The organism is Halalkalibacter alkalisediminis (assembly GCF_028610705.1).
GTDB lineage: Bacteria > Bacillota > Bacilli > Bacillales > Bacillaceae_D > Halalkalibacter > Halalkalibacter alkalisediminis.
Genome location: NZ_JAQQWT010000005.1, coordinates 304,346 through 331,059, shown reverse-complemented (window position 1 = coordinate 331,059; position 26,714 = coordinate 304,346). Strand labels below are relative to the sequence as shown.

Here is a 26,714-nt window from a genome sequence, read left to right as displayed (position 1 = left end):
AGGCAATTAAAGAATCGTTAATAAAAACTATATGTGAAAGGAGTGCTGTTAAATGGCTCGTCGTGGTCGTCCAAAGCGTCGTAAGGTTTGTTTCTTTACAGTAAACAAAATTACGAAAATCGATTATAAAGATACAGATCTTCTAAAACGTTTCATTTCTGAGCGTGGTAAAATTTTACCTCGCCGTGTAACTGGAACTTCAGCGAAGTACCAACGTCAATTAACTATTGCAATTAAGCGTGCTCGTCAAATCGCTTTATTGCCATATGTTAACGAAGTTAACTAAAACGTTAAGGCACAGTGTTTATCACTGTGTCTTTTCTTTTTTTAAAAAGGATTTGTAACCGTTTCGGGCGAAAACTTTAATTTTAAGAGTAAGTGCGCTAAAATAGACAAGGATAAGTTTGTAAAAAGAGGTGTCTATGTGAAAAATACAAGAACATTAACAGAAGGTGCACTTATGGCCGCTGTTTTTGCGATATTATTGTTAATAACGACCTATGTACCATTTATAGGGATTATTACGGTTTGGGCTTTACCTGTACCATTTGTGCTCTTCACATTGAGAAGAGGATTAAAACCTGGATTCATGTTATGGACGGTTTCGCTTTTATTAGCGTTTCTTATCGGTGGAATTGCAACGGTTCCGACTGCCTTTATATTCGGTAGTGCAGGTCTTGTAATCGGGGAGTTGTACCGCAGGTCTGTCTCAGGATTTTCTGTCTTAATTGGTGCAGGTTTAATTTATACATTAAACATGCTTCTTGTGTTTTTAGTGTTAGTCTTAATCGTTGGTGAAAATCCAATGCAACTAGCCGCTGATTTAACGAAGGAGCAATTGGAGTTTGCTGATTCTACTCTAGGTTCTTTTGGACAAGGAGAAGAGCAGGTAGCTGCTATGATTGAGATGATTGATAATCTTGTTTATTTAGCCCCTGTGATGATTGTCGGTGTAGGGATTATTTTAGCTGTTATGACAAAATTAATTAGTTACTTGGTTGTAAAACGTTTAGGACATGACGTTCCAGCTTTGCCTGCGATTCGTAATTGGCAATTCCCTAAAGCGTTTCTTTGGTACTACTTAGTTATTTTAATTTTAGCGATGGTAGGGGCCGAAGAAGGAACTACGATGTTTCTTATTATTTGGAACCTCTTTCCTCTACTCGAGATCGTTATTGCTGTACAAGGTTTTGCGGTGATCTTTTATTTTTTTTATGTAAAAAAGGTAGCGAAAGTAGTACCCATTCTGATTGTGGCAGTAGCTATTTTGATTCCTCCTCTTTTATATGTAGTTCGGATTATTGGAATTATTGATTTAGGCTTTGATTTACGTAAGCGTATTACAAGCCAGAAAAAATAGGAGCTGACATTATGCCAAAGTTCTTACTGAAACGGTGGCACGGCTACCACTTCACGATCCTTTTTGTTGTTGCTATCATTCTTACAGGTATTTTGACATGGTATCAATGGCGAATTGGTGTGATAGGCTTATTCATGCTTGGTGTAATTGCGATTTACGCGATTCAGGCTAGAATTTCATTTGAACGGGACTTAGAGCAGTACATCTCAACCCTATCTTATCGAGTGGCCAAAGCCGGAGAAGACGCTGTGACTAAGTTACCCATTGGGATCATTTTGTTCAACGAAGAGCGTGTGATTCAGTGGGGGAACCCTTATATTTCTTCTTACATTGCCAATGATGTAATTGGAAAGAGTCTCGAACAAATTAGTGAAGAATTGGTTGGGTTAGTTGAAGGGGATGAACCGTCGAAATCCATTCAAATTGGGACATTTACGTACCGTGTAACGTTAGAGTTGGATGAACGGCTTATTTACTTTCAAGATATAACTGAAAACGAAGAAACGAGAGAACGTTATGAGGAAGCTCAAACGGTTGTTGCTCTTATTTATCTCGATAATTATGATGAAGTGACTCAAGGAATGGAAGATCAACTTCGTAGTCGTTTAATGAGCCAAGTGACATTAGCGCTAAATAATTGGGCTAACGACAATGAGATCTTTTTGCGAAGAACGGCCTCAGATCGCTTCCTTGCTGTCATGAATATGAAAGCACTGTATGCTATTGAATCGAATCGGTTCGATATTTTAGATCAAATTCGAGAGATTACAGCGCGGGAAAAGGTACCTATCACTTTAAGTATAGGTGTAGGTACAGGAGAGGATTCTCTCAGAGAGTTAGGCCTATTAGCACAATCTAGCCTTGATTTGGCACTAGGCCGTGGTGGAGACCAAGTAGCCATCAAGAGAAGGAATGGGAAAGTAACATTCTATGGTGGGAAATCTAATGCTCTTGAGAAACGAACAAGAGTGAGAGCACGTGTCATTTCCCATGCGTTACGTGACTTTGTCCTTGAGAGTGAAAAAGTATTCATTATGGGACATAAAAACCCCGATATGGATGCAATCGGTGCGGCAATTGGTGTACAAAAGATAGCAGCTGTCAATGACAGAGAAGCTTCTATTATTATCGATCATCATGATATTAATCATGATGTTCAAAAGTTAATGGAGGAAGTGGAAAATCACGATGATCTCTGGTCCAAGTTTATTACGCCAAACGAAGCTCTAGAAGAAGTAACACTTGGTACCTTATTAATTGTTGTTGATACACACAAGCCATCTCTTGTCATAGAACCTAAACTATTAGGTGCAGTCGAACGAATTATTGTTCTCGACCATCATCGTCGAGGAGAAGAGTTTATTAAGGATCCAGTTCTAGTTTACATGGAGCCATATGCTTCTTCTACGGCTGAGTTAGTGACGGAACTATTAGAATATCAGCCGAAAAAGCTAAAAATGGACCGGCTTGAGGCAACCGCTCTACTAGCCGGGATTATCGTTGATACGAAAAGTTTTGCTGTACGAACAGGTGCTAGAACCTTTGATGCTGCCTCTTTTTTACGCTCCAATGGCGCAGATACGACATTGGTCCAAACTTTATTAAAAGAAGACTTGGAGCATTATGTGAAGCGTGCTAAACTAATCGAAACAGCTGAATTCTACCGTGAAGGACTAGCTATTGCCATAGCTGACGAGGAAGAAATGTATAGCCAAATTATGATAGCGCAAGCAGCAGACACGCTTTTATCGATGAAAGAGACAGTAGCGTCCTTCGTGATTTCTAAAAGGAAAGACGGGGTTATTAGTATAAGTGCTCGTTCATTAAGTGAAGTGAATGTACAGTTAATTATGGAACGCTTAAATGGTGGTGGCCATTTAACAAATGCAGCAACGCAACTTGAAGGAATCAGCTTAAAGGAAGCAAAAGAGCAGCTTCAAGAAGCGATAGATGATTATTTAGAAGGGGGAAAATAAACATGCAAGTTATATTTCTAGAAGATGTTAAGGGAAAAGGAAAAAAGGGAGAAACGAAAAACGTTTCTGAGGGATATGCGAGAAATTACTTGCTCCCTAATAATCTTGCGGTTGCGGCAACACAGGGGAATTTAAAAAACTTAGAAGCACAAACGAAAAGCCAGCAAAAAAAAGCCAATGAAGAGCTTGAGCAAGCAAAGGCTTATAAAGAAGAACTAGAAGCATTAACGGTTGAAATCAAGGCGAAATCTGGAGAAGGTGGAAGATTGTTTGGCGCTATTTCCACTAAACAAATTGCGGAGACGCTTAAGAAGATGAAGAAAAAAGTAGATAAGCGTAAGATTTTACTTGATGAGCCAATTCGTGCTCTTGGTTATACGAATGTGCCGATTAAAATCCACCCTGAAGTGATCGCAACAGTGAAAGTAAAAGTAGTAGAAGAATAAATGATTGAAGCAGATGGTTGATTTAAGTATCAACCATTTTGCTGTTCAATGGATAAAGATACGATTCTATGAGAGGAGAAATAGCATGAGTGACTTGTTTGCAGATCGTACACCACCCCAGAATATTGAAGCTGAGCAGGCAGTCTTAGGAGCTATTTTCTTAGCAGATGAAGCGCTTGTGACAGCGTCAGAACGCCTTTTACCTGACGATTTTTACCGTGCTGCTCACCAGCGTGTGTATCAAGTGATGCTTGACTTAGCTGAAAAAGGAGAACCCGTTGATCTTGTAACGGTAACGTCAGAACTTCAAAATCATAAATGGCTTGATGAAATCGGTGGAGTTGCTTATTTAAGTGATTTAGCGAATGCTGTACCAACAGCAGCTAACATCGATTACTATAGCCGTATTGTTGAAGAGAAGTCTGTATTAAGGCGATTAATTAAAGTAGCTACAAATATTGCTGCTGATGGCTATGCTAGTGAAGAAGAAGTTGATACGATTCTAGTTGAGGCTGAAAAAACAATTTTAGATGTATCGCAGCGTAAAAATACAAGTGCCTTTATTTCAATCAAAGATGTACTGATTGAAACCTATGATAAAATTGAAGAACTTCAAAATCAGACAGGTGATATTACCGGAATTCCGACTGGGTTCGTTGAGTTAGATCGAATGACAGCAGGATTTCAACGCAATGATTTGATTATTGTTGCGGCCCGTCCCTCTGTAGGTAAAACGGCTTTTGCATTAAACATTTCTCAAAACGTGGCGACAAGAGCAGGGGAAAATGTCGCGATCTTTAGTTTGGAGATGGGGGCTAGTCAGCTTGTTCAACGTATGCTCTGTGCTGAGGGCAATATTGATGCACAAAGAATGAGAACAGGGGCTCTTAATTCAGAGGATTGGCAGAAGTTAACGATGGCAATGGGAAGCCTAGCGAAAGCGGGCATTTATATAGATGATACGCCTGGTGTTAAAGTAAATGATATTCGTGCGAAATGCCGTCGCCTGAAGCAAGAACATGGCTTAGGAATGATTATGATTGATTATTTGCAGCTGATTCAAGGGAACGGTAAAAGTGGCGAAAACAGACAGCAGGAAGTATCAGAGATTTCTCGTACGTTAAAGCAAATTGCTCGTGAACTTGAAGTGCCGGTTATTGCCTTATCTCAGTTATCTCGTGGGGTTGAATCAAGACAGGATAAGCGCCCGATGATGTCTGATATTCGTGAGTCCGGAAGTATTGAGCAAGATGCCGATATCGTTGCTTTCTTATATCGTGATGATTATTATGATAAAGAAACAGAAAATCAAAATATTATCGAGATCATTATCGCTAAGCAACGGAACGGTCCTGTTGGAACAGTTGAACTGGCCTTTGTAAAAGAATATAACAAATTCGTTAACTTAGAACGAAGACATGATGAGCGAGACATGCCACCAGGAGCATAAATGTTAATAGGGATAACTTATAGAAAAAGAGGAACTGGTTAAAATAAGAAAAATTTCTTGTTTAGTTGCTACTCTGATAAGTTATCCCTTTTTGTATGGAAAAAGGATACGTGAAGGAAAGATGTATGAGGATCGTTAGGGCATGCATTCACGCTAAATAATGAATTTTAAACGAACAAAACGAGAATATTATCCTACAATTGTTCGTGTTTTACATTGACGAGTAAAAACGTAGTTGGTATACTTATCAATGGCTTAGGAAATAGATAAATTAGCTATAAGTAGTTAATGTGGAGGTGCATCACATGTCATCAGTTGTTGTTGTGGGTACACAATGGGGCGATGAAGGAAAAGGAAAGATTACAGATTATCTTTCTGAAAAAGCAGAGGTCGTTGCTCGTTACCAAGGTGGAAATAATGCAGGCCATACCATCGTATTCGGTGGAGAGAAATACAAGCTTCACTTAATTCCATCTGGGATTTTTTATAAAGATAAAGAGTGTGTGATTGGAAATGGGATGGTTATTGATCCTAAAGCGCTTGTTGAAGAGTTAGCTTATTTGCATGAACGTAATGTCGATACAAGCAATCTTCGTATTAGTAATCGTGCACATGTTATTCTTCCTTACCATCTAAAACTAGATATCGTTGAAGAAGAACGTAAAGGTGCTAATAAAATTGGTACAACGAAAAAGGGAATTGGCCCTGCTTATATGGATAAAGCAGCTCGAATTGGAATTCGTATGGCTGACCTACTTGATAAAGAAACTTTTGAAGAAAAACTTGAGCGCAATTTAGAAGAGAAAAATCGCATGTTTGAAAAGTATTATGAAGTAGAAGGCTTCACAAAAGAAGAAATTCTTGAAGAATACTTCGAATATGGTCAACAAGTAGCTAAGTATGTGACGGATACATCTGTTGTCCTAAATGATGCGTTAGACGAAGGTCGTCGCGTGCTATTTGAAGGTGCTCAAGGGGTTATGCTTGATATTGATCAAGGTACATACCCATTTGTTACTTCATCTAACCCGATCGCTGGTGGGGTAACAATTGGTTCTGGTGTAGGTCCATCAAAAATCAATCATGTTGTTGGCGTTTCAAAGGCTTACACAACTCGTGTGGGTGACGGTCCGTTCCCAACTGAGTTACATGATGAAATTGGCGACTTAATCAGAGAAGTAGGGAATGAATACGGTACGACGACAGGTCGCCCACGTCGTGTAGGTTGGTTTGATAGTGTAGTGGTTCGTCATGCTCGTCGTGTAAGTGGTATTACTGATTTATCTTTGAATTCTATTGATGTTCTTACAGGTATTAAAACGTTGAAAATTTGTACGGCTTATAAGTACCGTGGCGAAGTAATGGAGCACTTCCCAGCTAGCCTTAAAATTCTTGCTGAGTGTGAACCTGTTTTTGAAGAGCTTCCTGGTTGGGAAGAAGACATTACAGGAGTGAAATCACTAGATGAACTTCCTGTTAATGCTCGTCATTACATTGAGCGTGTTTCTCAATTATCAGGGATTCCATTAACGATTTTCTCTGTAGGACCAGATCGTAATCAAACAAATTTAGTTCGTGGCGTGTTTGCTTAATGAACGAAGAAGAGTGCAAGTCACTTGCGCTCTTCCTTTTTTATTATAAAAAAATTTGAAAAAAGCTTGCATCTTGAGAATAGCTATGATATTATAAATCTTGTCGCTAAGAGGTAAACAAGCTTCTAAGCAACTTATAAAACTTCATTATTAAAGCAAAAATGTTTAAGATCATATGAGCTAATTGAAGTTTAAACAGTAAGAGCCATTAGCTCAGTTGGTAGAGCATCTGACTTTTAATCAGAGGGTCGAAGGTTCGAATCCTTCATGGCTCACCATTTCTTTACAAAGTGGCCCGTTGGTCAAGCGGTTAAGACACCGCCCTTTCACGGCGGTAACACGGGTTCGAATCCCGTACGGGTCACCATACTTTTAAAAATAAAAATGGTCCGGTAGTTCAGTTGGTTAGAATGCCTGCCTGTCACGCAGGAGGTCGCGGGTTCGAGTCCCGTCCGGACCGCCATTTTAATTTAAAAAGTTGGCTCAGTAGCTCAGTCGGTAGAGCAATGGACTGAAAATCCATGTGTCGGCGGTTCGATTCCGTCCTGAGCCACCATTTTTGCCGGCCTAGCTCAATTGGTAGAGCAACTGACTTGTAATCAGTAGGTTGGGGGTTCAAGTCCTCTGGCCGGCACTCAAATCCGTGTGGAATTCCATGCGGATTTTTTATTTTGTTTAAAACGACATAATCCCCTAAAATATCCAGTAATATGACAGCAATGTTACAAACTAATATCAATCTATTATCAATTTGATAGATTGAGTCATATCTTAGCAGATTATGTTAGAATGAGTAAGGTTGGAGACTATTGTAAAAAAAGATGATAGTCTAGTATGTTAAAAATGATTGGCTCATTTAACGCTCATCGTAGTGTTAGTAGGAGGAAAAAATGAATAGAAGCTCTCTCTATAATTCGATACCCCCAAATAAATATCTTCAAACATCTATCGCTATCTTATTTCTAACTTTTGTGTTTGGCGCATATGCGACATTTGCTTCAGCTGAAAATAAACCATCTGTACATACCATTTATCATGTATATATCAATAACGAACATATTGGTAGCTTATTAGATGATCAACCTGTTTACTCGTATATGGATGAATTACTTGAGACATCAGGAGAACTTTTTCCAGACTTAACTTTACAAGTTGCGGAGAAAGTAAAGATTATTCCTGAATTTGTTTTTACAGAAGGAAACGATGATGAGCATGTACTGGAGGCATTACAAGATAAATTAACAGTTGAAGCAGAATCAATGGCTCTAATGATTAATGAAAAGCCAGCTGTTTATTTAGCATCAGAAGAAGATGTTAAAGAAGTGATGGAACTGTTAATTACACAATATATGGATGAAAAAAGATATGAGCAATTTCTAGAAGGCTTAGACGAAAGTACGTTAGATGTTGGAGAAACGCTAGTAACAGATGTTACTTTAACAGAAGACATAACAGAAGATCTCACTTTGATTGCCCCTGATCAGATTCTATCAGTAAAGGATGCCATTAAAAAGCTTAATAAGGGAGTACTTGAAGAAAAGCCATATCAAGTAAAAGAAGGCGATGTATTAGGCTCAATTGCAAGTGCACACGACTTAACAACAGCGAAGTTATTAGAATTGAATCAAGATTTAAATGCTGATAGTGTCATTCGTGTTGGACAAAAGCTACAAGTAACAGCGTACCAGCCATTAGTAGAAGTTCTCTCCACTCATCTCAGTAAAGTAGAAGAGGAAATTGCGTTTGAAACAGAAATAAAAGAGGATGACTCGATGTGGAAGGGCGAAAATAAAGTCACACAAGAAGGTCAGACTGGCTCACAAGTAACGACATATGAAACAACTCAAAAAAATGGAAATACAGTCAAACGTGAAGTCGTTTCTGAAGAGGTAACAAAAGAGCCTGTAAAGAAAATTATTAAAAAAGGGACAAAGGAAATGCCGTCTCGTGGTTCTGGCCAGTTAGGATGGCCTGCTGTTGGAGGGTATATCTCCAGTTATCAAGGCAATCGCTGGGGAAGATTCCATAAGGGAATTGATATTGCAAGACCTAGCAATTATAATATTCTAGCAGCTGATAACGGCAAGGTCGTTTCAGCAAGCTATCAAGGTGGTTATGGGAACCTCGTTCGTATTAATCACAATAACGGGATGGAAACGTTGTATGCGCATTTAGCGTCCATTGATGTTAAAGTAGGACAAACAGTAACCAAAGGACAGAAAATCGGTGTCATGGGTGCTACAGGGAATTCTACAGGTATCCATTTACACTTTGAAGTATATGAAAATGGTCAATTAAAAAATCCAATGCACTATTTGAAATAAAAGAAAAATCGAGGGTAACTCAAATTAAGTTTCTAGCTTCCTAGTATGTACAGGTAACTGTGTCAACTAGGTGGGAAAAGTTTCTTATGAGTGATCCTCGATTTTTAGCGTTTTCTAAGGTGACAGTGTGATGGCTACATGTGTTAAAATGTGAGGTAAGACAATAGAGAACGGGAGAGATCTGCCTAATGGATAAACGAATTTTAGTTGTAGATGATGAGAGACCAATAGCAGATATATTGAAATTCAACCTTGAAAAAGAAGGTTATGATGTGATATGTGCTTATGATGGATTAGAGGCAATTGACCTTGTAAAAAAACATGAACCAGATCTTATTTTACTAGATATTATGCTTCCTTATAAAGATGGAATGGAAGTCTGCCGAGAGGTTCGGAAGCAGTATGATATACCCATTATTATGTTAACAGCGAAGGATTCTGAGATTGATAAGGTGCTTGGGTTGGAGTTAGGGGCGGACGACTATGTAACGAAACCATTTAGCACAAGAGAATTACTGGCTAGGGTGAAAGCTAACCTCCGCCGGCACAAAACAAGTGGTGAAGAAACGCCGTCTCAAAAGGAAATTGCAGTAGGAGATTTAACGATTTATCCAGAAGCTTACCAAGTGAAACGTCGAGGTGAGGTGATTGATTTAACTCATCGTGAGTTTGAATTAATTCACTACTTAGCGAAGCATTTAGATCAAGTTATGACTAGAGAGCATTTATTGCAAGCAGTGTGGGGGTATGACTATTTTGGTGACGTTCGAACAGTGGATGTTACGGTTCGTAGGCTACGTGAAAAAGTAGAAGATAATCCAAGTTACCCTATTTGGATCATTACACGTAGAGGGGTGGGGTACTATTTATCTTCACCTGAACAACAACAGGAGCAGTCTTAATGGAAAATAAAGTTGGCTTTTTTAAGTCGATCCAGTTCAAACTTATTATTATTTATGTCCTGCTTATTTTTATTGCCATGCAAATTATCGGTGTTTATTTTACAAGGCAGCTTGAAAGTCAGTTGGTCACCAATTACGTTGAAATGCTTGATGAACGAGCTAATTTGCTAGCTTACAACCTTGCCCAGGAAATGATCAACAACAAAGATGACAGAAGTGCGATTACAACCAATTTTAACACTATATTGAGAGATTTATTCTCTATCGATAATTCAGAAGTGCAAGTGATCGACCAAAACCGTGTCGTCGTTAGTACATCCAATCTATTAAATCGGCATATTGTTGGTCAACAAAGCACAGAAGTCCGTGTGAAGCGAGCGCTGCTTGGGGTACCAGAAGAAGATGTATTACGAGATCCTACAACTGGACACCGTATGCGAATTCTTGCTGTACCGATTAAAATAGATGATGAAACGATTGGTGCACTGTACATTGAAGCATCGATGGAAGATATTTATGGACAAATGAGGCAAATTAATAGCATTTTACTAAGTGGAACCTTCATTGCACTCGCGATCTCTGTCATATTAGTTATTCTTCTTGCGCGGACGATAACGGGTCCGATCATTGATATGCGTCGACATGCATTGCGGATGGGGCGTGGGGATTTTTCAAAGCAAGTAAAGGTATATAGTGGAGATGAAATTGGGCAATTAGCGACATCCTTTAATGATTTAACACTAAAACTACAGGATGCTACCTTAACTCGTGATCGTGAACAAAAGCGGTTAAAGTCTGTTTTAACTCATATGACAGATGGAGTGATTGCTAGCGATAAAAATGGCGGCATCATTTTAATGAATAAACGGGCTGAAGAGCTATTGAATATCCCGAATCACTCAGTTCTTGGCGAATTACTTTCGGACGTTCTGAACCTACCAGAGAACCTTTCTTTAGAGGATCTAGCTAGTTTTCCTGACTCACTTCTTTTGGATTTAAGTAGTGAAGAAGAAGAGTACTTATTAGAAGCTAAATTCTCTGTCATTCAAGAAGAGGATGGTCCAATTAATGGATTAATTACCGTCGTTCATGATGTAACTGAAAAAGAAAAAATTGAACAAGAACGAAGAGAGTTTGTGGCTAATGTCTCTCATGAATTAAGAACGCCTTTAACAACGATGAAGAGCTATTTAGAAGCATTAGAAGATGGAGTCATGAATGACAAAGAGTTAGGACCTAAATTTTTAAATGTTACACAAAATGAAACCGAAAGAATGATCCGTCTCGTTAACGATTTATTACAATTATCTAAAATTGATAGTCAGGACTCTAAATTTACGTATCAATTAGTTAACATGGGTTCATTCTTGAATGATGTTATTGACCGATTTGAGATCATTGCTGTCGAAAAGAATATTACTTTCAAAAGAAAAATTGCGAATTCACCTGTTTATGTAAAGATTGCTCCAGACAAGTTGATGCAAGTGTTAGACAATGTGATTTCAAATGCAATGAAGTATTCGCCAGAAGGTGAAGCCATTAAAATACAAATGCTTCAAAAAGAAAAATTCCTGCAAATTAGCATAATAGATAAAGGAATGGGGATTCCACCAGAGAGTCAAACAAAGATTTTTGAGCGCTTTTACCGAGTTGACAAAGCAAGAGCAAGAAGCGTCGGTGGTACGGGCCTTGGACTTGCCATCGCTAAAGAGCTTATCCAGGCGCATAACGGTGAAATCTGGGCAGAAGGTGAGTACGGAAAAGGAACGACGATTAACATTACACTACCCTATTTAAATGATCAGGAGGGAGAGCATGAACTATGAGCATATTAAATCGACCATACTGATTGTCTTAATTGCGTTAAGTGTTGTGTTAACTTGGCAGCTTTATACCTTTCAACCGGAGATCGCCCTCCTTGATGATACAGCGAGATATGTCCCATCTGACTCGTTACTTGCAGAATACGAGGAGCGTAAATTAAAGCATGTGATCAAACCTGAACAAATGATCGTTCATCAAAACAACGAGCATGTGATGGTCCCTAGTCATGATGAACGTTTTACGAAAATATATGAGAACTTATTGCGTTCCAATCTAAGCGAAATCGATCTACTTGCAACGGGCCCTTTTCCTAAAGAACTTGAAACAGGTGGGGTTGAGTTAATTTTTCCAACAGCGATTCCGGTTGATCTATTCCTGAGTCTTTTTGAACAGAGTGAAGAGGAGTTTATGTTAGCTTTAACGGAGGTTGATCGATTGTTTTTGTATGGAAGTCCAAATGGAGATGTTCACATGCAAATTCTATCGATCGAGGAGGAGCGGGTCATTGAGTTGGGAACGACTCTCACGTCAGCTGAACTCGGTTTGTTTTTAGAGCCTCTTGATGAATTGATACAAGTCAGACCAGTGCTTGAACCATCATCTTCGTATTCAACGAAGCTTAGTGCGGATATTTACATTTCTACTGAACCAATTCAAGCTTCTCGTCTATCATTTCAAACATCACCTTTATCAACAGAGTTTTACAAACAAACGCTTTTTACGGATCCCGGTTCAGTAAAGTACTATCAGCAATCAGATGGAGAAGATTCCTATACGGATGGAAATCGTATTATTACCATGCAAAATAACGGATTGTTTATGGAATACATTAATCCTGTTTTCATTGAATCGCAAGAAAAAACGAGTAAGCATATTGTGCAAGGCAGTTATGAATTTGTGAACGGACATGGAGGCTGGTCCGATGACTATCTTTTAGCTGAGTGGAGCTCAAATGACCTTCGAGATGAGGCATCGTTTCTCCTTCATGTACATGGATATCCTGTATTGAACTTTGAAGGGCAAGGTTCCATGTCTCTTCATATTAGTAGGTCAGGCAATCAAGTTGTGAATTACATCAGGCCACTTTTCGAGTTAGATAATGCTCCGATTGATGTAAGTGAGCGAGTTGACTTACCTTCTGGAGAAGAAGTGCTCGAGCATTTAAATGAACAAGAATTCTTTGACCCTGAGCGTTTAAATAAATTAGTCGTTGGCTACGAGATGGTCACGAGAACGACGTCTTTTGTCACGATTGAGCCACATTGGTTTGCCCTTTACGGCAATCGTTGGCAAAAAGTGACGTTCGAGGAAGGTGGTACTAATGGATTGGAGTAAAACAAAAACGATCTTCATTATTACCTTCTTATTTATCAATGTGTTCTTAACGTGGCAATTGATTGAAACTCATAATGTTAATCAAATTAGTATGATTACAGAAGCGACCATTCAAGAAGTTTTAAGAGAAAATAATGTGACAATTGAAAATGAATTGCCAGAAGAAGATGTCTCTGGTTTGCTTGTTATTGGCAAGCTACTTCCATTACCGATTGATCAGCTTCCATCTCTTGAAGAACAAGATCCTGAATTAGTAGATGAGCATACGGTGTTATCTGTGCTTGATGAACCATTTGAGTTGCCTCGAGAACAAGGAGCAGCGCCCCTTGAAACGTTTCTATCGACTTATATTTTTGAAGGAGATGACTATCGTTTAGGTGACTATGACTCTGATGAAAATAGAGTGTATTTGTATCAAGTTTACCAGGAGAAAACCGCTTATACATTTGAGGATCAACCATTGATTTTACATCTTGATGACCAACAACGAGTGATTAGTTATCAACAAAGATTTTTTCAGTTTGAAGAACAAGAAGGCGAAGATCGTGAAATTTTGTCGAGCTTAAAAGCCATTGAGATTTTACTCAATGATCAATTAGTACGGATGAACCAGACGATTACGAATGTGCAGTTTGGTTATTATAGTTTCTTCAGTCCAACCGGCGATGTTCAAGTGTTCGCACCGATGTGGCGAGTAACCGTAGATGGTGAAATCTATCTTGTACATGCAACCGGAGGAACCGTGCAGCAGCTTACCTAAGGGTGGTTAAGATTTTCGTTAACCCACTGATTAGTAGAGAGGAATGAATATGATATGACATTACGCTTTAGTGTACTCGCAAGTGGAAGTACCGGTAACGCCGTTTATGTAGAAACGGAACAGCAGCGTTTATTAATAGATGCAGGTTTGAGTGGGAAGAAAATGGACGAGCTTTTTCAAACAATTAACCGAGATCCAAAGGAACTAACTGGTATTTTGGTTAGCCATGAACATTCTGATCATATAAAGGGAGTCGGCATTTTTGCAAGAAAACACAAACTCCCTGTTTATGCGAATGAGAAAACATGGCAAGCAATGGATAGCCATCTCGGCAATCTATCGAATGAGCAAAAGTTTGTGTTTGAAACAGGTGAGGTAAAATCGTTTGGAAATCTTGATGTTGAATCATTCGGTGTTTCACATGACGCAGCGGAGCCCATGTTTTTCTCTTTTCATCATGAAGGAAAAAAATTAGTTTTAGCAACGGATATGGGCTATGTGAGTGATCGAATTAAAGGCACAATTAAAGGTGCAGATATGTTTATTTTTGAATCCAATCATGACACAAATATGTTACGGATGGGCAAGTACCCATGGAGCATCAAGCGCCGCATTTTAAGTGACGTCGGCCATGTATCAAATGAAGATGCTGCCATAGCTCTATCTGAATGCATTGGTGATAAGACGAGTCGCATTTATTTGGCTCATTTAAGCCTAGATAACAATATGAAGGACTTAGCTAGACTTTCTGTCGAACAAGTGCTTAAAGAGCAAGGAATGGCCGTAGGAGAGCAATTTGAGTTATATGATACAGATCCCCACCAGCCGACTGCATTAGCTGTTGTTTCATAAGAGTTGAATGAGGAGAAGACCAAGCCTTGAGGGGGCTTGGTCTTTTTTGGTGTTTTTAGGGGGGATGCGCTGGTTTGGGGTGCACTGTCGGGGAGAGAGTGTTGTGCGTAAGTTGGCGGACATAGGTTTTGCTATCTTGTTCATTAGCAAGTCTTTTTCGGTGCTTTTTTGCCAAATAAGGGATCTTATGTCCTCCAGTAATAGTGGGAGAGACCATTTATCTTGAAAAAATCATGGAAGAAGCGCGCTTACACGGTTATGCGTCACGTTTGTTGGCAATTATATAAAAAGTATCAAAAATAAAGGGAAAATGAGCAGGAGACTAGTATTTCATGAAATAATTATTATAATAAAAATCAAAGAAGAACCTAACTTAAGTAAAGCTATTGTGTTCCAAAATACAGTAGTCAAATTCATTGCTTTTCCCTTTTTTAAACCGATCATGATAAAGAAAAAAGGATGGTGTCAATTATTATGGGATACTATGATGAGCATGTTGCAGAAACAGAAACAGTCAGTCGACGTGGTGGTCCCAATCGTGGAGGATCAGGCCTAGCTGCTTTTATCGGAGCAGTAGTAGGTGGATTAGTCGTTTTATTATCTATTCCACTTCTTTCGAATATTGGACTATTATCTTATCAAATTAGTAATGAAAGTGAGATTTCAGGAATTGCTGAAATCGATTCGCCGCAAGAGGGACTTTCTCAAACGATTAATTATGATGTGAATTCTAATGTTACACAAGCTGTAGATAAAGTATCAGACGCTGTAGTCGGTGTCATTAATATGCAGCAGTCAAACTTCTTCTCACAAGAGGGGAATGAAGGCACAGGTTCAGGTGTGATTTACAAAAAAAGTGGGGACCGTGCATATGTCGTGACGAACCATCACGTTATTGAGCGTGCTAATGAAATTGAGGTTAGTCTTGCTGATGGTACACGGATTCCAGCAAAACTGCTTGGGAGTGATGTCATTACCGATCTAGCGGTCCTAGAGATTGATGGCAGCGATATTAATGTAGTCGCTGAGTTTGGAAGTTCGGATGGGCTACGTGTAGGCGAACCGGCTCTAGCCATTGGAAATCCACTTGGACTTCGCTTCTCTAGTACGGTAACACAAGGGATTATTAGTGCAACAGAACGAAGCATTCCCATTGACTTAACGGGCAATGGCCAAATTGATTGGTATGCAGAAGTTATCCAAACAGATGCAGCAATTAACCCTGGGAACAGCGGTGGAGCTCTCGTCAATATTGAGGGCCAAGTCATTGGGATTAACTCGATGAAAATTGCTCAAAGCTCAGTGGAAGGAATCGGCTTTGCGATTCCAACGGAAATTGCCATTCCTGTGATTGAAGATCTAGAAAGCATTGGTGAAGTAAGACGACCACAAATGGGTGTAGGTATTCGCTCGTTAGCTGAAATTCCAAGTGCTTACTGGCAAGAAACGTTGAAGCTTCCTGAAGATATTAAAGGCGGAGTCGTTATTACAAGCGTTTCACCAACTTCTCCAGCCGATCGCGCAGGCTTACAAGACTATGACGTGATTATTGAAATAAATGGCGAAGAGATCAATGACAGCCATGATTTACGAAAATACTTATATACCGAAGTGAAGATTGGTGACGAGATCGATGTAACGTTTTACCGCAATGGAGCGCGTGAAACCGTGAAAATGCAATTAGCTGAGCAACAAAGTTTTTAATAGAAGGAAGCAGCAATAGATGCTGCTTCTTTTTTGTTGATTACTTTTATCCACAGCCCGATAAATGGGTATGATATAATAGATAAGCTAAAAACGAAAGGGCGATTATAAATGTACTTAGCATGTAATGAACATATTGAATTAGCCATTGATATGACAGTGGACGAGCAAGAAGCAGCACCGATTGTTGATAAAGTAGAAGCAAATAACGATAACTTATCCACAACTTGCAGTTTTTGTGAAAACGAAGCCATCTACAGTGTAAACCCATAAAATAATCCACACTGTTGATATGTGGATAACTGCTGTGGATAAGATTATAGGAGGTTATACACATTGTGAATATCCAAATCGTAACAGTGGGGAAATTAAAAGAAAAATATTTAAAGCAAGGTATAGAAGAATACACAAAACGATTAAGTGCATATGCGAAAATCGACATGATCGAAGTAGCCGATGAAAAAGCACCCGAACAAGCAAGTGAAGCCGAAATGCTCCAAATCAAAGACAAAGAGGGAGAGCGCATCCTTGCCAAATTGCATCCAGATGCGCATGTGATTGCCCTTGCAATAGAAGGGAAAATGCTGACGTCAGAGCAATTAGCAGATACCATTGATAAACTAGCTACGTATGGAAAAAGTAAGATTGCTTTTGTAATTGGTGGGTCACTGGGGTTAAGTGATGCTGTGATGAAGAGGGCAAATGAGAGTTTGTCCTTTTCGAAGATGACGTTTCCACACCAGTTGATGAAGTTGGTGTTGGTGGAGCAGGTTTATAGGGCGTTTCGGATTATTCGGGGTGAACCGTACCACAAGTGATGGTAAACAGGAAAATAAAATTTACAGTACATATAGATAAACTAAGAGAATTAAGTTATAAATATTCTAGGTAAACTGCGTTGAGAAGACAAGTTGAAAAAGAGCTTGTCTTTTTTTATGGTTACTTAAAAAAAACAATTATTTTCTTATAGATTATTTGTAGCCAATAGGAAGGAGATTAGATTAGTGATTACAGTAGTCGGTCTCCATGTGGTAATTGAGGTTAGACGTACAAATCCGGTAAAAGTTCCTCAGTTGATGACCGTGTGCGAAGGGATAATTATTGATCGTGTGATAGACCATTTATTAACGTACTTAAACAAGGGGTTACCACTTGAGGACAAGCGCGATGAATTTATAGAACAAATAGAAAAGCTTTTACTTGTCCATGAAACATTAATGGATAAGCTTGCTCCTCCTTTTTCGGCGGTAGAGATAGAGGTAGGGAAAAAGGTTGCGAAAAAAAGTGAGATCGTTGCCCACTTAAATGCTTATCAGCAATTGATGAAAGAAGAGTTCGGTCTAATAGATTAGTTGGAAGTAATATTGACTCTCTCTTTTTTTGGTAGTATATTCAATATAAAATGTAATTATTTGTATTTCAACCTTATATATGGAGGAGTTAACATGGCTTTACGATTAGGATGGCGACTGCTTTTAATTGTTATTAGTGCTATTGCCATAGCCTATTCCATCTATTCTTATTTAGATTCGTTACAGCAAACAGTAAAGGTAGTGGTGGCAGCTGAGGATATTCCGGCCCACACTGAGATCACTACTGATAAATTGAGATTAGTAGAAATCGAGATTAATGCAGCTAATACTATACTAAAAAGACCGACGGATGATATGAGTGCCCTTGCTGGAGGAATTGCCTTAAAGGAAATTAAAAAGGATCAGCCGGTCGAACTGAATCCAGAACTACTCATTTTCCCAGAACAGAGACATCTATATTTAAGAGCCAATGGCCAAGTGGATGTAACTTATTTCATTCCAAAAGACAGACGTTTACTTACTGTAGCTTTAGATCCTCAAGGTAGTATTAACAACACGCTCGAAAAAGGCGACTGGGTGGATATTATTTTTAGCACCAAAAATGAAACAACCAACTCCTCTGCGAAGATGATACTTCAACAAGTAGAAGTGTTTGATATTGAGCACCTCCAGCTAGACAGAGGGATGACAAGTAAAGCAGGTGTAGTTCAACATGTTACGCTACTCGTCACACCACAAGAAGCTGTTGTGTTAACACTAGCAAAACGCCAAGGAAATATTGATCTTATCCTAAACCCTTGGAACGGTGAGAAAGAAAATGTTATTCCAGTAAAGGAAGATTCTCTACACTAATCTTGCTTATCTGTATTTGTTCATCCTAAGTATTATACATAAAAACTATTGGAAGACATTGCCCACGCGGATGAGAGGCTTATCTCTTCCCGGGGAGTCTTATTAAGCACTTGAGGAAGCACCCCTTATGCTTTTAAAAGCCCAAAATACACACAGGAGTAGAAAAATGGAAAACTACAATTATATAATTCCAGGCATTCAAAATAAGAAACTAACCGTCTCCCTTGTCAGCAATGACATGAATTATAAAAAGGATGTTATTGACTACTATACCAATGCTACTCGCAACCTAGTTTTACTAGATGGAGGGCACACGCTTGATGCTTTTCACTATTCACCAGATAAGGTGGATATCCTCCTTTTAGAACTAGAGGATAGTACCGAGCTTAACTCCTTATCAACTGTGTGCTTGTCAAAAGGAATACAAAAGGTCTTAATTCTTACAGAAAACCCGTCCACCCCTCTACCCGTTCAACCAGATATTGATGTTCAATATGTTTATAAATATTCCTCCTTTCCTCAAATAACTCAGCAGCTTATTCTATTCTACTTTCAAAAAAAGTTGACGGACCAAGCAGGCAATCGGGAATCTATCAAAAAAATACATAAGCAAAAGCGTGTGGTCTTTTATTCAACGAAGGGTGGTAGCGGAAAAACGTTAGTTTCTGTTAACACTGCTTGTCACTTAAGTATGAAAGGGCAAAAAGTTTTGCTAGTAGATTTTTCTCAGTTTGGTAGCTTGTCTGTTGTTTTTCAAACACCGAAGTCGAACAATCTTGGAGAAGTTGTCGGGATGTTAGAGCAAGGAATTAAAGAAGAAGCGGATATTCAACAAGCGGTAGAACAAGCAATCAGCCAAGTAGAACTACTTCCTGAAACATACGTGTCTGTATTGGCAGCTGCTTCTCATTTTAAAATGGCGAACTTAACGCTCTCCATGACCGATCAATTATTGGAAATCATTCAACGACTAGATTTTGACACGATTATCTGTGATACATCTTCCGAAATCTCACCAAAGAATATTTCTTTATTAAGTTGGGCAACAGATCTCTTTTTGTTAACCGGGACAGATGTGGTAGTAAATTGGCAACTGTTTACATCTAAAGATTTTTTACAGCAAATTCAGCATCCTTTTCAAACGCAATACCTACTTTTGAATAAATTTCACCCTACCTATTCTATTAAAGAATCAGAGGTAGAAGAATTGCTTTCCTGTACGGTAGCAGAAACTATCCCAGATTTAGAATCTCAGCTTCAGCATTATGTAAATAGAGGTGTTTTGCTAACGAGCAAGCCTAATTTGAAGATACATAAGCATTTTAAACGAATTGCTCATCTTATACATCCAGTCTTTACCGACAAAGAGTTGGGAATAAAGAAAAGTCGATTTAAGCGACGAGGTGTTCAAGTATGAGAATAGAAGATGCCATTAAATTAAAACAGAATACATACCAAAAAGAACAACCTGAAAAGAGTTCTACCCAATCAACTGAAGTGCTAGCTCAACTAAAAACTGCGGTGAAACAAGTGATTTTAGAAGCATTTCGTGAAGATCAAAATCTTTTCACTAATGAACCAAAAATAAGAACGATGGTACGTAAACAAGTAGACTATGCAACAGAAGGGGATTACTCACACTTATTATTAAGTGTGGATGAGAAGCAGGCAATCATCGAAGACCTTATTCAAGCACTAACCGGATTTGGGGTAATTGACCCGTTTTTAAAAGATCCCTGCATTACAGAAATTATGATAAATGGAAAAGACAATATTTTTATCGAGAAAAACGGTCGATTAACAAGGGCATTATCGGAAAATGGAATACCACTAGTATTTGAACAGGAAAAAGACCTACTAAACTTAATCGAGAAAATTGTAGCTCCCATTAATAGAAAAATAGATGAAAGTGATCCGATTGTGGATGCTAGATTGCCTGATGGATCTCGTGTGAATGCGGTTATCCGGCCAATTTCGTTAGAGGGGCCGATCATTACGATTCGTAAGTTTCCAGAAAATCCATATACGATGGACCAGCTTATAAGCCTAGGAGCTCTCACGCATGAAGTGGCAGAATGGTTGGAAACACTAGTGAAAGCAAGATATAACATAGTCGTTTCTGGCGGAACAGGTTCTGGAAAAACAACCTTTCTCAACGCATTAAGTATGTTTGTTCCAGCTCGTGAGCGGATTATCACGGTAGAAGATGCAGCAGAATTAAAAGTAAATCATATTGAAAACCTTGTGCGATTAGAAACAAGATCACCAAATATGGAAAACAAAGGAGCTATATCCATTCGGGATTTAGTTCGAACCGCTCTCCGTATGAGACCTGACCGTATTATCGTAGGAGAGGTGCGTGGTGGAGAGGCACTTGATATGCTTCAAGCAATGAATACCGGTCATGACGGTTCCTTAACAACAGGGCACGCTAACTCCTCACACGATATGTTGTCCCGTTTAGAAACAATGGTATTAATGTCTGGTTTGGAGTTGCCATTACCAGCGATTCGTCGTCAAATTGCCTCTGCCGTAGAGTTTATCGTGCAGTTAGGTAGGATGAGAGATGGCAGTAGAAAAGTTATTCAAATTTCCGAAGTAAAAGGAGTAAGCAATGGAGAAGTGGAATGTACAGACCTTTTCAAGTGGAAAACGTATGGAACATACGCAGACGGCTCTATAAAAGGAAGTCTTGAACCTGTTGCAACCAGCATAGTTCAAACAGAAAAGTGGGACTCTCTTGGTGTCTCGCAGCCTATAAATCATTTTCTATTACTGGAGCATGGGGTAAAGCTATGATTTTCACATATATTTTTATCTTAATTTCCATTTATGTTATCTGTCGATCGTTTGTAGAGTTATTGCAGCTTCTACTATTAGGAGATTTGCCGAGAAAGAAAATCTTAACAAATTATTTTTATGGATTACAAGGATTAGACAAAGGAAAGAAATCTGTTGTTGGGACACTAAAGCAAAAGCTGTTTCCATCAGGAGAAAATACAAAATTAAGTGTATGGGCCACTCTTTTTCTTTCTCTATTTTGTGTGGCAATAGGGTACCTATTTTTCCAAAACATCCTTTTTGCCATTCTGACTGGCGGTTTAGGTTTGTTATATCCAAGGGTGGTACATAAGCGAAGAAAAGAAAAGCATGATCAGGCATTTATTTTACAGTTTCGGGATGCGATGTTATCTATTTCTAGTTCTTTAAAGGCAGGAAGCTCCCTACAAACAGCATTTTCAAGGTGCTATGTAGATATGAAAAAGCAGCTAGATAAACAAAAACTAAAGCCGATTCTATTGGAGCTTGAACGAGTAAATCGCGACTTTCAATTTGGTGTGTCTGTGGAGGATACACTAGAAAAGTTTAAAGAGAGAAACTCTTACGAAGAAGTTCAGCAGTTTATTGATGGCACATTAATTACAAAGAGCAAAGGTGGAAATTTAACAGAAGTGATCGAAAATATAACCAGTATGATTACGGACAAAATTAATGTACAGCAAGAAATAAAACTAGCAACAGCTCAAAAGAAAATGGAAGCTAAAATTCTTACCTTTTTCCCGATCGTTCTTGTTGTATTAATTATGCTATTTAACCCAGCCTACTTAACTCCTATGTACCAATCATGGGTGGGCACTTCCCTATTATTTATCGCATCACTCATGTTAATCGTGAATTACTTCCTGGCGAAGGCTATTACAACTATCGAAATATAGGAGAACTTCCATGCTCATAACTATTTCCATTTTCGTGTTCCTGTTAACGGTGGTCCTATTACTGCCAAAAGAGATGATGAAAGAGTCGACATTAAAAAAGGCTATTGCTTTACCAGTTGCGATAGGAGGGGCAGCAGGTCCTAATATTCGTCCTATTCAACGGCTATTACGATCGTTTTCTACTTTTTTAATTCGTTCTCCAATTAAAATTAGTTTCAAAAAGCGAAAAGAATATGAAGAGAAAATAATACAAGCGGGGCTACAAGAAAAGTGGAACTCACTGGATATTATTTCGTCTAAAATTCTTTTACCAGTTGTCGTTTTTATCTTTTATTTTTTATTGGCACTCTCCAATGATGAAGGATTGTTTTATCTCTTTAGCATTCTTCTTCCTGCAATCGCCTATATTGTTCCGGATTATTGGTTAAACACGCAGGTGAAAAAAAGAAAAGATACCATTCGAAAGGAGCTTCCACACTATGTTAATGCAATTGCTATTATGTGTGAGGCTGGCTTGAACCTCCTTCCTGCGATCAAGGAAGTAACAAAACGAAAAAATGGAGTTCTGTCAGTAGAACTAGAGTTTACTCTTCATAAAATCACAGTAGGATTGTCTCAGGCGGATGCATTAGAAGAGATGGCAGATCGTTGTCAGGTAGATGAGTTAAGTAGATTTGTAGCGGTTATCAATCAGGCAACAGAAAGAGGAGCATCAGGGGTAACTTTATTACTTCGAGACCAAGCAAAAGAAACATGGGAATATCGAAAAAAGAAAGCACAGCAATTAGGAGCAGAGGCTTCCATGAAGTTATTTTTTCCTCTTTTGTTACTTGCCTTTCCGGCAACGGTAGTATTTATTTTAGGGCCTGTTATGCTAGAGCTTTTTAAATTTATTGTTAGTTAACGTAAGTATAAACGTGAGGAGTGAAAAGTGTGGGTTATCCAGTTTTAATAGAAGCTGATTCAAGCTATAGGGCACTTCTTCAAGAGAAATTTAATCAAAAGCTAGTAATGTCAACAAACTTATTACTTGGAAACAAGTCATATCGACTGGTAGGAACGGTGAATAAAACATGGTTCGGAAAAGTTCGAGATTATAATACATTGAACTGTATGATTGTGGATGAAAATCTAGAGGTTGTGAAGGATGAGCAACTTTCCAAAAGAATTTATTTCGCCTTCTCCACTCTTTCCATGATTTATTTAGCTAGGGTGCATATTTCCAATTCGAGATTAGAGGATCCTTTCTTTTTTAACCCAGTGATTCATAAATATGAGGAAATCATAGCGAGAGTCAGACCTATATTAAAAGTTTTTTACAAAAAACCAAAGGAATATTATGAAGAAAGATTTTCTTCCTTTTACGATTTTTTAGTTGCTGCTCATCAAATAAATATAGAAGCAGATACACTTTCGAGAGAGCTTTTTCCCTTATTGGAGGAAATTGAAGCGCAAAAGCCAATGGAAGTGGAAGAAATTGAAGAAATAAGAGAAATAGCTAACCGCTTCTTTCAATTAACAAATCAACGAACGCTACTAGTACTAAGAAATGAAGAAGTATTTCATGTGATGAAATGGATTTTAGACCGAAGCAACATAGAAAAGGATATTGACCTTAAAGACTTCTCAGCTGAAATCAAGTTGATGTATCAAATCATAAAGGGAAGTAAAGGTGCCATTCAAGATACAAGAGTAAGCTCTGCCCTCCAATCTCAGTTAAAAAAGACCGACGAAATTATCGCTCACTTCCAGTTCTATGAAAATAGAGGAACCTATGTAGAAGATATCAGTTCCAAGCAATTTGAGAAGCACTGGACTTTTCGAAAAGAAGTGAGAACTTAAAACAGCCTTTAAATTGATAGTTATCCAAAGTATAAACAATAGGAGTAGAAAATGTGGGATATCCAGTTTTAAAACAAGCTGAATCCGTCTACAGCGCAATTTTTAACGAGAGATTCAACCAAAAACTAGTAATGTCAGCAGTATTACTACTTGGAAACAAGTCATATCGACTAGTAGGAACGGTGAAGAAAACGTGGTACGGGAAAGTTCAGGATTATAATACATTGAACTGTATGATTGTGGATGAAAATCTAGAGGTTTTGAAGGATGAGCAACTTTCCAAGAGGATTTATTTTGCCTTTTCTACCCTCTCGATGATTTACATGGCAAAAGGGCATATCGAAAATTCAAGATTAGAAGATCCTGCTTATTTTTATGCACTTATTGATTCTTATGAGGAAATCATCAGAAGAGTAAAGCCAGTATTACGAGTTTTTAAGAAACCAACTGAATATTACGATGAAATTTTTAACTCGTTTTATCAGTTTTTAGTTCTAGCTCATCTAACAAATAAAGAGGGAGATTTACTTGCAAGGAAGCTGTTTCCTCTGTTGAAAGAAATTGAAGAACACCAACCCATGTTCGTAGAGGAGATTGAAACGGTGAAAGAGATAGCCAATCAGTTTTTTACTATCTCCAATCAACGAACACTCCTAGTGATGAAGTATGAAGAAATGTTCAACGTAATGAATTGGATTATAGATAGGGCAACGATTGATAAGGATATTGATTTAAAGGAATTCTCTGTTGAGGTGACTTTAATTTATCAAATAATTAAAGGTAGCAAAGGAGCCATTAAAAGTACAAGAGTTAGCTCTCAATTACAAGACAATTTAAAAACAACGGAAGAAATTATTGCTCAATTACAAACCTTCATAAATAGGGGCACTTATGTAGAAGACATTAGTACCAAGTATTTTCATAAGCATTGGGCATACCGAAAGGAGGTGAGAAAGTGAAATTCAAAGTGGTGAGTTACTCCATATTAGTCATCTTTTTGCTATCATTTTTAGCTCCTTTTATCTCATATGGTCAGGCAGCTGAAAACGAAAAGCCGCAAGTAGGTTATGAGAAAAATGATGAATTGGATAGCGTACTAACTGGAGTGAAAGTAGTAACCGGAACGGCGGATAGTTTAATTAACAAAACCGAACTAATGTTAGATCTAGAGAATAACACATCGGGAACTAAACCAACAGTCGGCTATAGATCTTTCCTAATCACTGCGGGTGTGGCTAAGGTTCTTGGAGATGCAACCGAGAGTACAGACTCTAAAGTATCAAAGGTTAGCTTGTTAGTAGGGGATGTAGGCGACATTACTGGTAAAACAACAGACGCAGGTGTTGTAATCAAAAGCACGTATAACGGTTTAAATGCTTCTAACGCAGCTTCTAATGTTAATATCGCAAAACAATTTTGGGAAACAACAAAGGCTACTTATTCTGGCATAAAAACCTCGATTAGTACTGGTTTAGGAGGGATGTCTTACCTAGATAGCATGAGAATGACTGGTGGTAATGTTATACAGCATGTGAAAGGTTTAGGAGTTCTCAATAAAATCTTTGCTCCCCTTGCAGTAGTTGGTGCTGGATTAGATTTTGCAGAAGCAGGGCAAGTGGCCAAAGATCGAACTAAAAATGGATATGATTTATCAGAGAAAATCTTGTCAGGTGTTTCGAATGTGTTAGTAGTTGGAGCATTATTAGCAGCAGGAACCGCTGCAGCACCTCTACTAGCAGTAGGTGCATTAGCAACAGGGGCAACTGCTTTAATAATCAAGTATAAAGAGCCACTTGGTCGTTGGGCAAAAGCGGCAGGAGGATGGATTGCCTCTAAAGCAACCTCAATAGGAAAGAAAGCAAAGGAAACCTATCAATCTATCACCCAAAGCGTCTCCAGTACTGTGAAAAAAGGTATTGGGGCAGCAGTTGTTACTGGTATTGCATTAGCGCCAAAAATAAAAAAAGCAGCGGGCAAAGCATACCAAGCTGCTAAGAATACGTATAACAAGGCAAAAGCAACTGCAACAAAAGCAAAAAGCACCGTAACAAAAGCAGGTAAAGCTGTGAAAAATACGGCAAAGAAAGCTTATCAATTTGCGAAAAATACTGTAGACAAAGGTAAGAAATTAATTGTTAAAGTGAAAAATGCTGTAACTAATGCTAAAAAGACTATTAGTACTGCTGCTAAAAAGGTAACAAATTTCGTAAAAAGCGCTGCTAAGAAAACAGTTACCGCAGCAGCGAAAAAAGTAACAAGTACCGTAAAAAGTGCTGCTAAGAAAACAGTAGCGGCAGCGAAAAAAGTAACAAGTACCGTAAAAAGTGCTGCTAAGAAAACAGTAGCGGCAGCGAAAAAAGTAACAAATACCGTAAAAAGCGCTGCTAAGAAAACAGTAGCTGCAGCAAAAAAAGTAACAAGTTCTGTAAAAAATGCTGCTAAGAAAACAGTTACGGCTGCAGCAAA

The 26,714-nt window shown here is 38.5% G+C and carries 24 protein-coding genes and 5 tRNA genes; all 29 read left to right on the top strand.

All coding sequences use genetic code 11. The annotated features are described in order from the left end of the window. The first annotated feature begins 52 nt into the window (after window positions 1-52). Complete coding sequence (rpsR, locus tag PQ474_RS10585; RefSeq protein ID WP_035663316.1) at window positions 53-286, top strand: 30S ribosomal protein S18; 234 nt, start codon at window positions 53-55, stop codon at window positions 284-286. Between the two features lie 138 nt (window positions 287-424). Beyond that, window positions 425-1,360, top strand: coding sequence for a YybS family protein (locus PQ474_RS10580; RefSeq protein ID WP_273842773.1), 936 nt, complete (start codon window positions 425-427; stop codon window positions 1,358-1,360). 11 nt (window positions 1,361-1,371) lie between these two features. After that, window positions 1,372-3,336: a DHH family phosphoesterase gene (locus PQ474_RS10575; protein WP_273842770.1), complete on the top strand. Its 1,965-nt coding sequence runs from the start codon at window positions 1,372-1,374 to the stop codon at window positions 3,334-3,336. Between the two features lie 2 nt (window positions 3,337-3,338). After that, window positions 3,339-3,782, top strand: a complete 444-nt coding sequence (gene rplI, locus PQ474_RS10570) for a 50S ribosomal protein L9 (protein WP_273842768.1) — start codon at window positions 3,339-3,341, stop codon at window positions 3,780-3,782. 85 nt (window positions 3,783-3,867) lie between these two features. Further along, window positions 3,868-5,232, top strand: a complete 1,365-nt coding sequence (gene dnaB / locus PQ474_RS10565) for a replicative DNA helicase (protein ID WP_273842766.1) — start codon at window positions 3,868-3,870, stop codon at window positions 5,230-5,232. A gap of 305 nt (window positions 5,233-5,537) precedes the next feature. After that, on the top strand, window positions 5,538-6,824 hold the full coding sequence (locus tag PQ474_RS10560; RefSeq protein WP_273842764.1) for an adenylosuccinate synthase: 1,287 nt from the start codon (window positions 5,538-5,540) through the stop codon (window positions 6,822-6,824). A 202-nt stretch (window positions 6,825-7,026) separates the two neighbouring features. Beyond that, window positions 7,027-7,102, top strand: a tRNA-Lys gene (locus PQ474_RS10555). A 14-nt stretch (window positions 7,103-7,116) separates the two neighbouring features. Continuing rightward, window positions 7,117-7,191 (top strand) — tRNA-Glu (locus PQ474_RS10550). A 19-nt stretch (window positions 7,192-7,210) separates the two neighbouring features. Further along, window positions 7,211-7,287: transfer RNA gene (locus PQ474_RS10545), tRNA-Asp, on the top strand. Window positions 7,288-7,304: 17 nt separating this feature from the next. Continuing rightward, window positions 7,305-7,380 (top strand) — tRNA-Phe (locus PQ474_RS10540). 5 nt (window positions 7,381-7,385) lie between these two features. Then, window positions 7,386-7,458: transfer RNA gene (locus PQ474_RS10535), tRNA-Thr, on the top strand. 256 nt (window positions 7,459-7,714) lie between these two features. Next, window positions 7,715-9,148: a peptidoglycan DD-metalloendopeptidase family protein gene (locus tag PQ474_RS10530; protein ID WP_273842761.1), complete on the top strand. Its 1,434-nt coding sequence runs from the start codon at window positions 7,715-7,717 to the stop codon at window positions 9,146-9,148. Window positions 9,149-9,336: 188 nt separating this feature from the next. Continuing rightward, window positions 9,337-10,050, top strand: a complete 714-nt coding sequence (gene yycF, locus PQ474_RS10525; RefSeq protein ID WP_273842758.1) for a response regulator YycF — start codon at window positions 9,337-9,339, stop codon at window positions 10,048-10,050. Then, entirely contained in the window at window positions 10,050-11,876 is a 1,827-nt protein-coding gene (gene walK, locus PQ474_RS10520) for a cell wall metabolism sensor histidine kinase WalK (protein WP_273842756.1), read from the top strand. Before yycF ends, walK begins: the two co-directional genes overlap by 1 nt. Continuing rightward, the gene (locus PQ474_RS10515; RefSeq protein WP_273842754.1) at window positions 11,866-13,209 is read left to right on the top strand and encodes a YycH family regulatory protein; all 1,344 of its coding nucleotides are present in this window, start codon (window positions 11,866-11,868) and stop codon (window positions 13,207-13,209) included. Before walK ends, PQ474_RS10515 begins: the two co-directional genes overlap by 11 nt. Next, window positions 13,196-13,969, top strand: coding sequence for a two-component system regulatory protein YycI (locus tag PQ474_RS10510; protein ID WP_273842752.1), 774 nt, complete (start codon window positions 13,196-13,198; stop codon window positions 13,967-13,969). Before PQ474_RS10515 ends, PQ474_RS10510 begins: the two co-directional genes overlap by 14 nt. A gap of 54 nt (window positions 13,970-14,023) precedes the next feature. Next, window positions 14,024-14,821: an MBL fold metallo-hydrolase gene (locus PQ474_RS10505; RefSeq protein WP_273842749.1), complete on the top strand. Its 798-nt coding sequence runs from the start codon at window positions 14,024-14,026 to the stop codon at window positions 14,819-14,821. Window positions 14,822-15,295: 474 nt separating this feature from the next. Beyond that, window positions 15,296-16,525, top strand: coding sequence for a S1C family serine protease (locus PQ474_RS10500; RefSeq protein WP_273842747.1), 1,230 nt, complete (start codon window positions 15,296-15,298; stop codon window positions 16,523-16,525). Between the two features lie 111 nt (window positions 16,526-16,636). Then, window positions 16,637-16,798 (top strand): CxxH/CxxC protein, encoded by a 162-nt coding sequence (locus tag PQ474_RS10495; protein WP_273842745.1) that lies wholly within the window; start codon window positions 16,637-16,639, stop codon window positions 16,796-16,798. Between the two features lie 65 nt (window positions 16,799-16,863). Further along, window positions 16,864-17,343, top strand: coding sequence for a 23S rRNA (pseudouridine(1915)-N(3))-methyltransferase RlmH (gene rlmH, locus PQ474_RS10490; protein ID WP_273842743.1), 480 nt, complete (start codon window positions 16,864-16,866; stop codon window positions 17,341-17,343). A 186-nt stretch (window positions 17,344-17,529) separates the two neighbouring features. Next, window positions 17,530-17,877 (top strand): hypothetical protein, encoded by a 348-nt coding sequence (locus PQ474_RS10485; RefSeq protein WP_273842741.1) that lies wholly within the window; start codon window positions 17,530-17,532, stop codon window positions 17,875-17,877. 93 nt (window positions 17,878-17,970) lie between these two features. Further along, a complete protein-coding gene (gene cpaB, locus PQ474_RS10480; RefSeq protein ID WP_273842739.1) occupies window positions 17,971-18,690 on the top strand; it encodes a Flp pilus assembly protein CpaB in 720 nt (239 codons plus the stop codon). Between the two features lie 166 nt (window positions 18,691-18,856). Continuing rightward, window positions 18,857-20,107, top strand: coding sequence for a CpaE/TadZ family protein (locus PQ474_RS10475; protein WP_273842737.1), 1,251 nt, complete (start codon window positions 18,857-18,859; stop codon window positions 20,105-20,107). Then, the gene (locus PQ474_RS10470; protein WP_273842735.1) at window positions 20,104-21,489 is read left to right on the top strand and encodes a TadA family conjugal transfer-associated ATPase; all 1,386 of its coding nucleotides are present in this window, start codon (window positions 20,104-20,106) and stop codon (window positions 21,487-21,489) included. The genes PQ474_RS10475 and PQ474_RS10470 overlap by 4 nt, the downstream gene beginning before the upstream one ends. Then, on the top strand, window positions 21,486-22,406 hold the full coding sequence (locus PQ474_RS10465; protein ID WP_273842732.1) for a type II secretion system F family protein: 921 nt from the start codon (window positions 21,486-21,488) through the stop codon (window positions 22,404-22,406). Before PQ474_RS10470 ends, PQ474_RS10465 begins: the two co-directional genes overlap by 4 nt. A 10-nt stretch (window positions 22,407-22,416) precedes the next feature. Further along, window positions 22,417-23,310: a type II secretion system F family protein gene (locus PQ474_RS10460; protein ID WP_273842729.1), complete on the top strand. Its 894-nt coding sequence runs from the start codon at window positions 22,417-22,419 to the stop codon at window positions 23,308-23,310. Window positions 23,311-23,339: 29 nt separating this feature from the next. After that, complete coding sequence (locus tag PQ474_RS10455; RefSeq protein WP_273842726.1) at window positions 23,340-24,248, top strand: hypothetical protein; 909 nt, start codon at window positions 23,340-23,342, stop codon at window positions 24,246-24,248. 53 nt (window positions 24,249-24,301) lie between these two features. Next, entirely contained in the window at window positions 24,302-25,207 is a 906-nt protein-coding gene (locus tag PQ474_RS10450; protein WP_273842724.1) for a hypothetical protein, read from the top strand. Continuing rightward, on the top strand, window positions 25,204-26,714 hold a 1,511-nt coding region (locus PQ474_RS10445; protein ID WP_273842721.1), incomplete at its 3' end, for a hypothetical protein. The genes PQ474_RS10450 and PQ474_RS10445, both read left to right, overlap by 4 nt.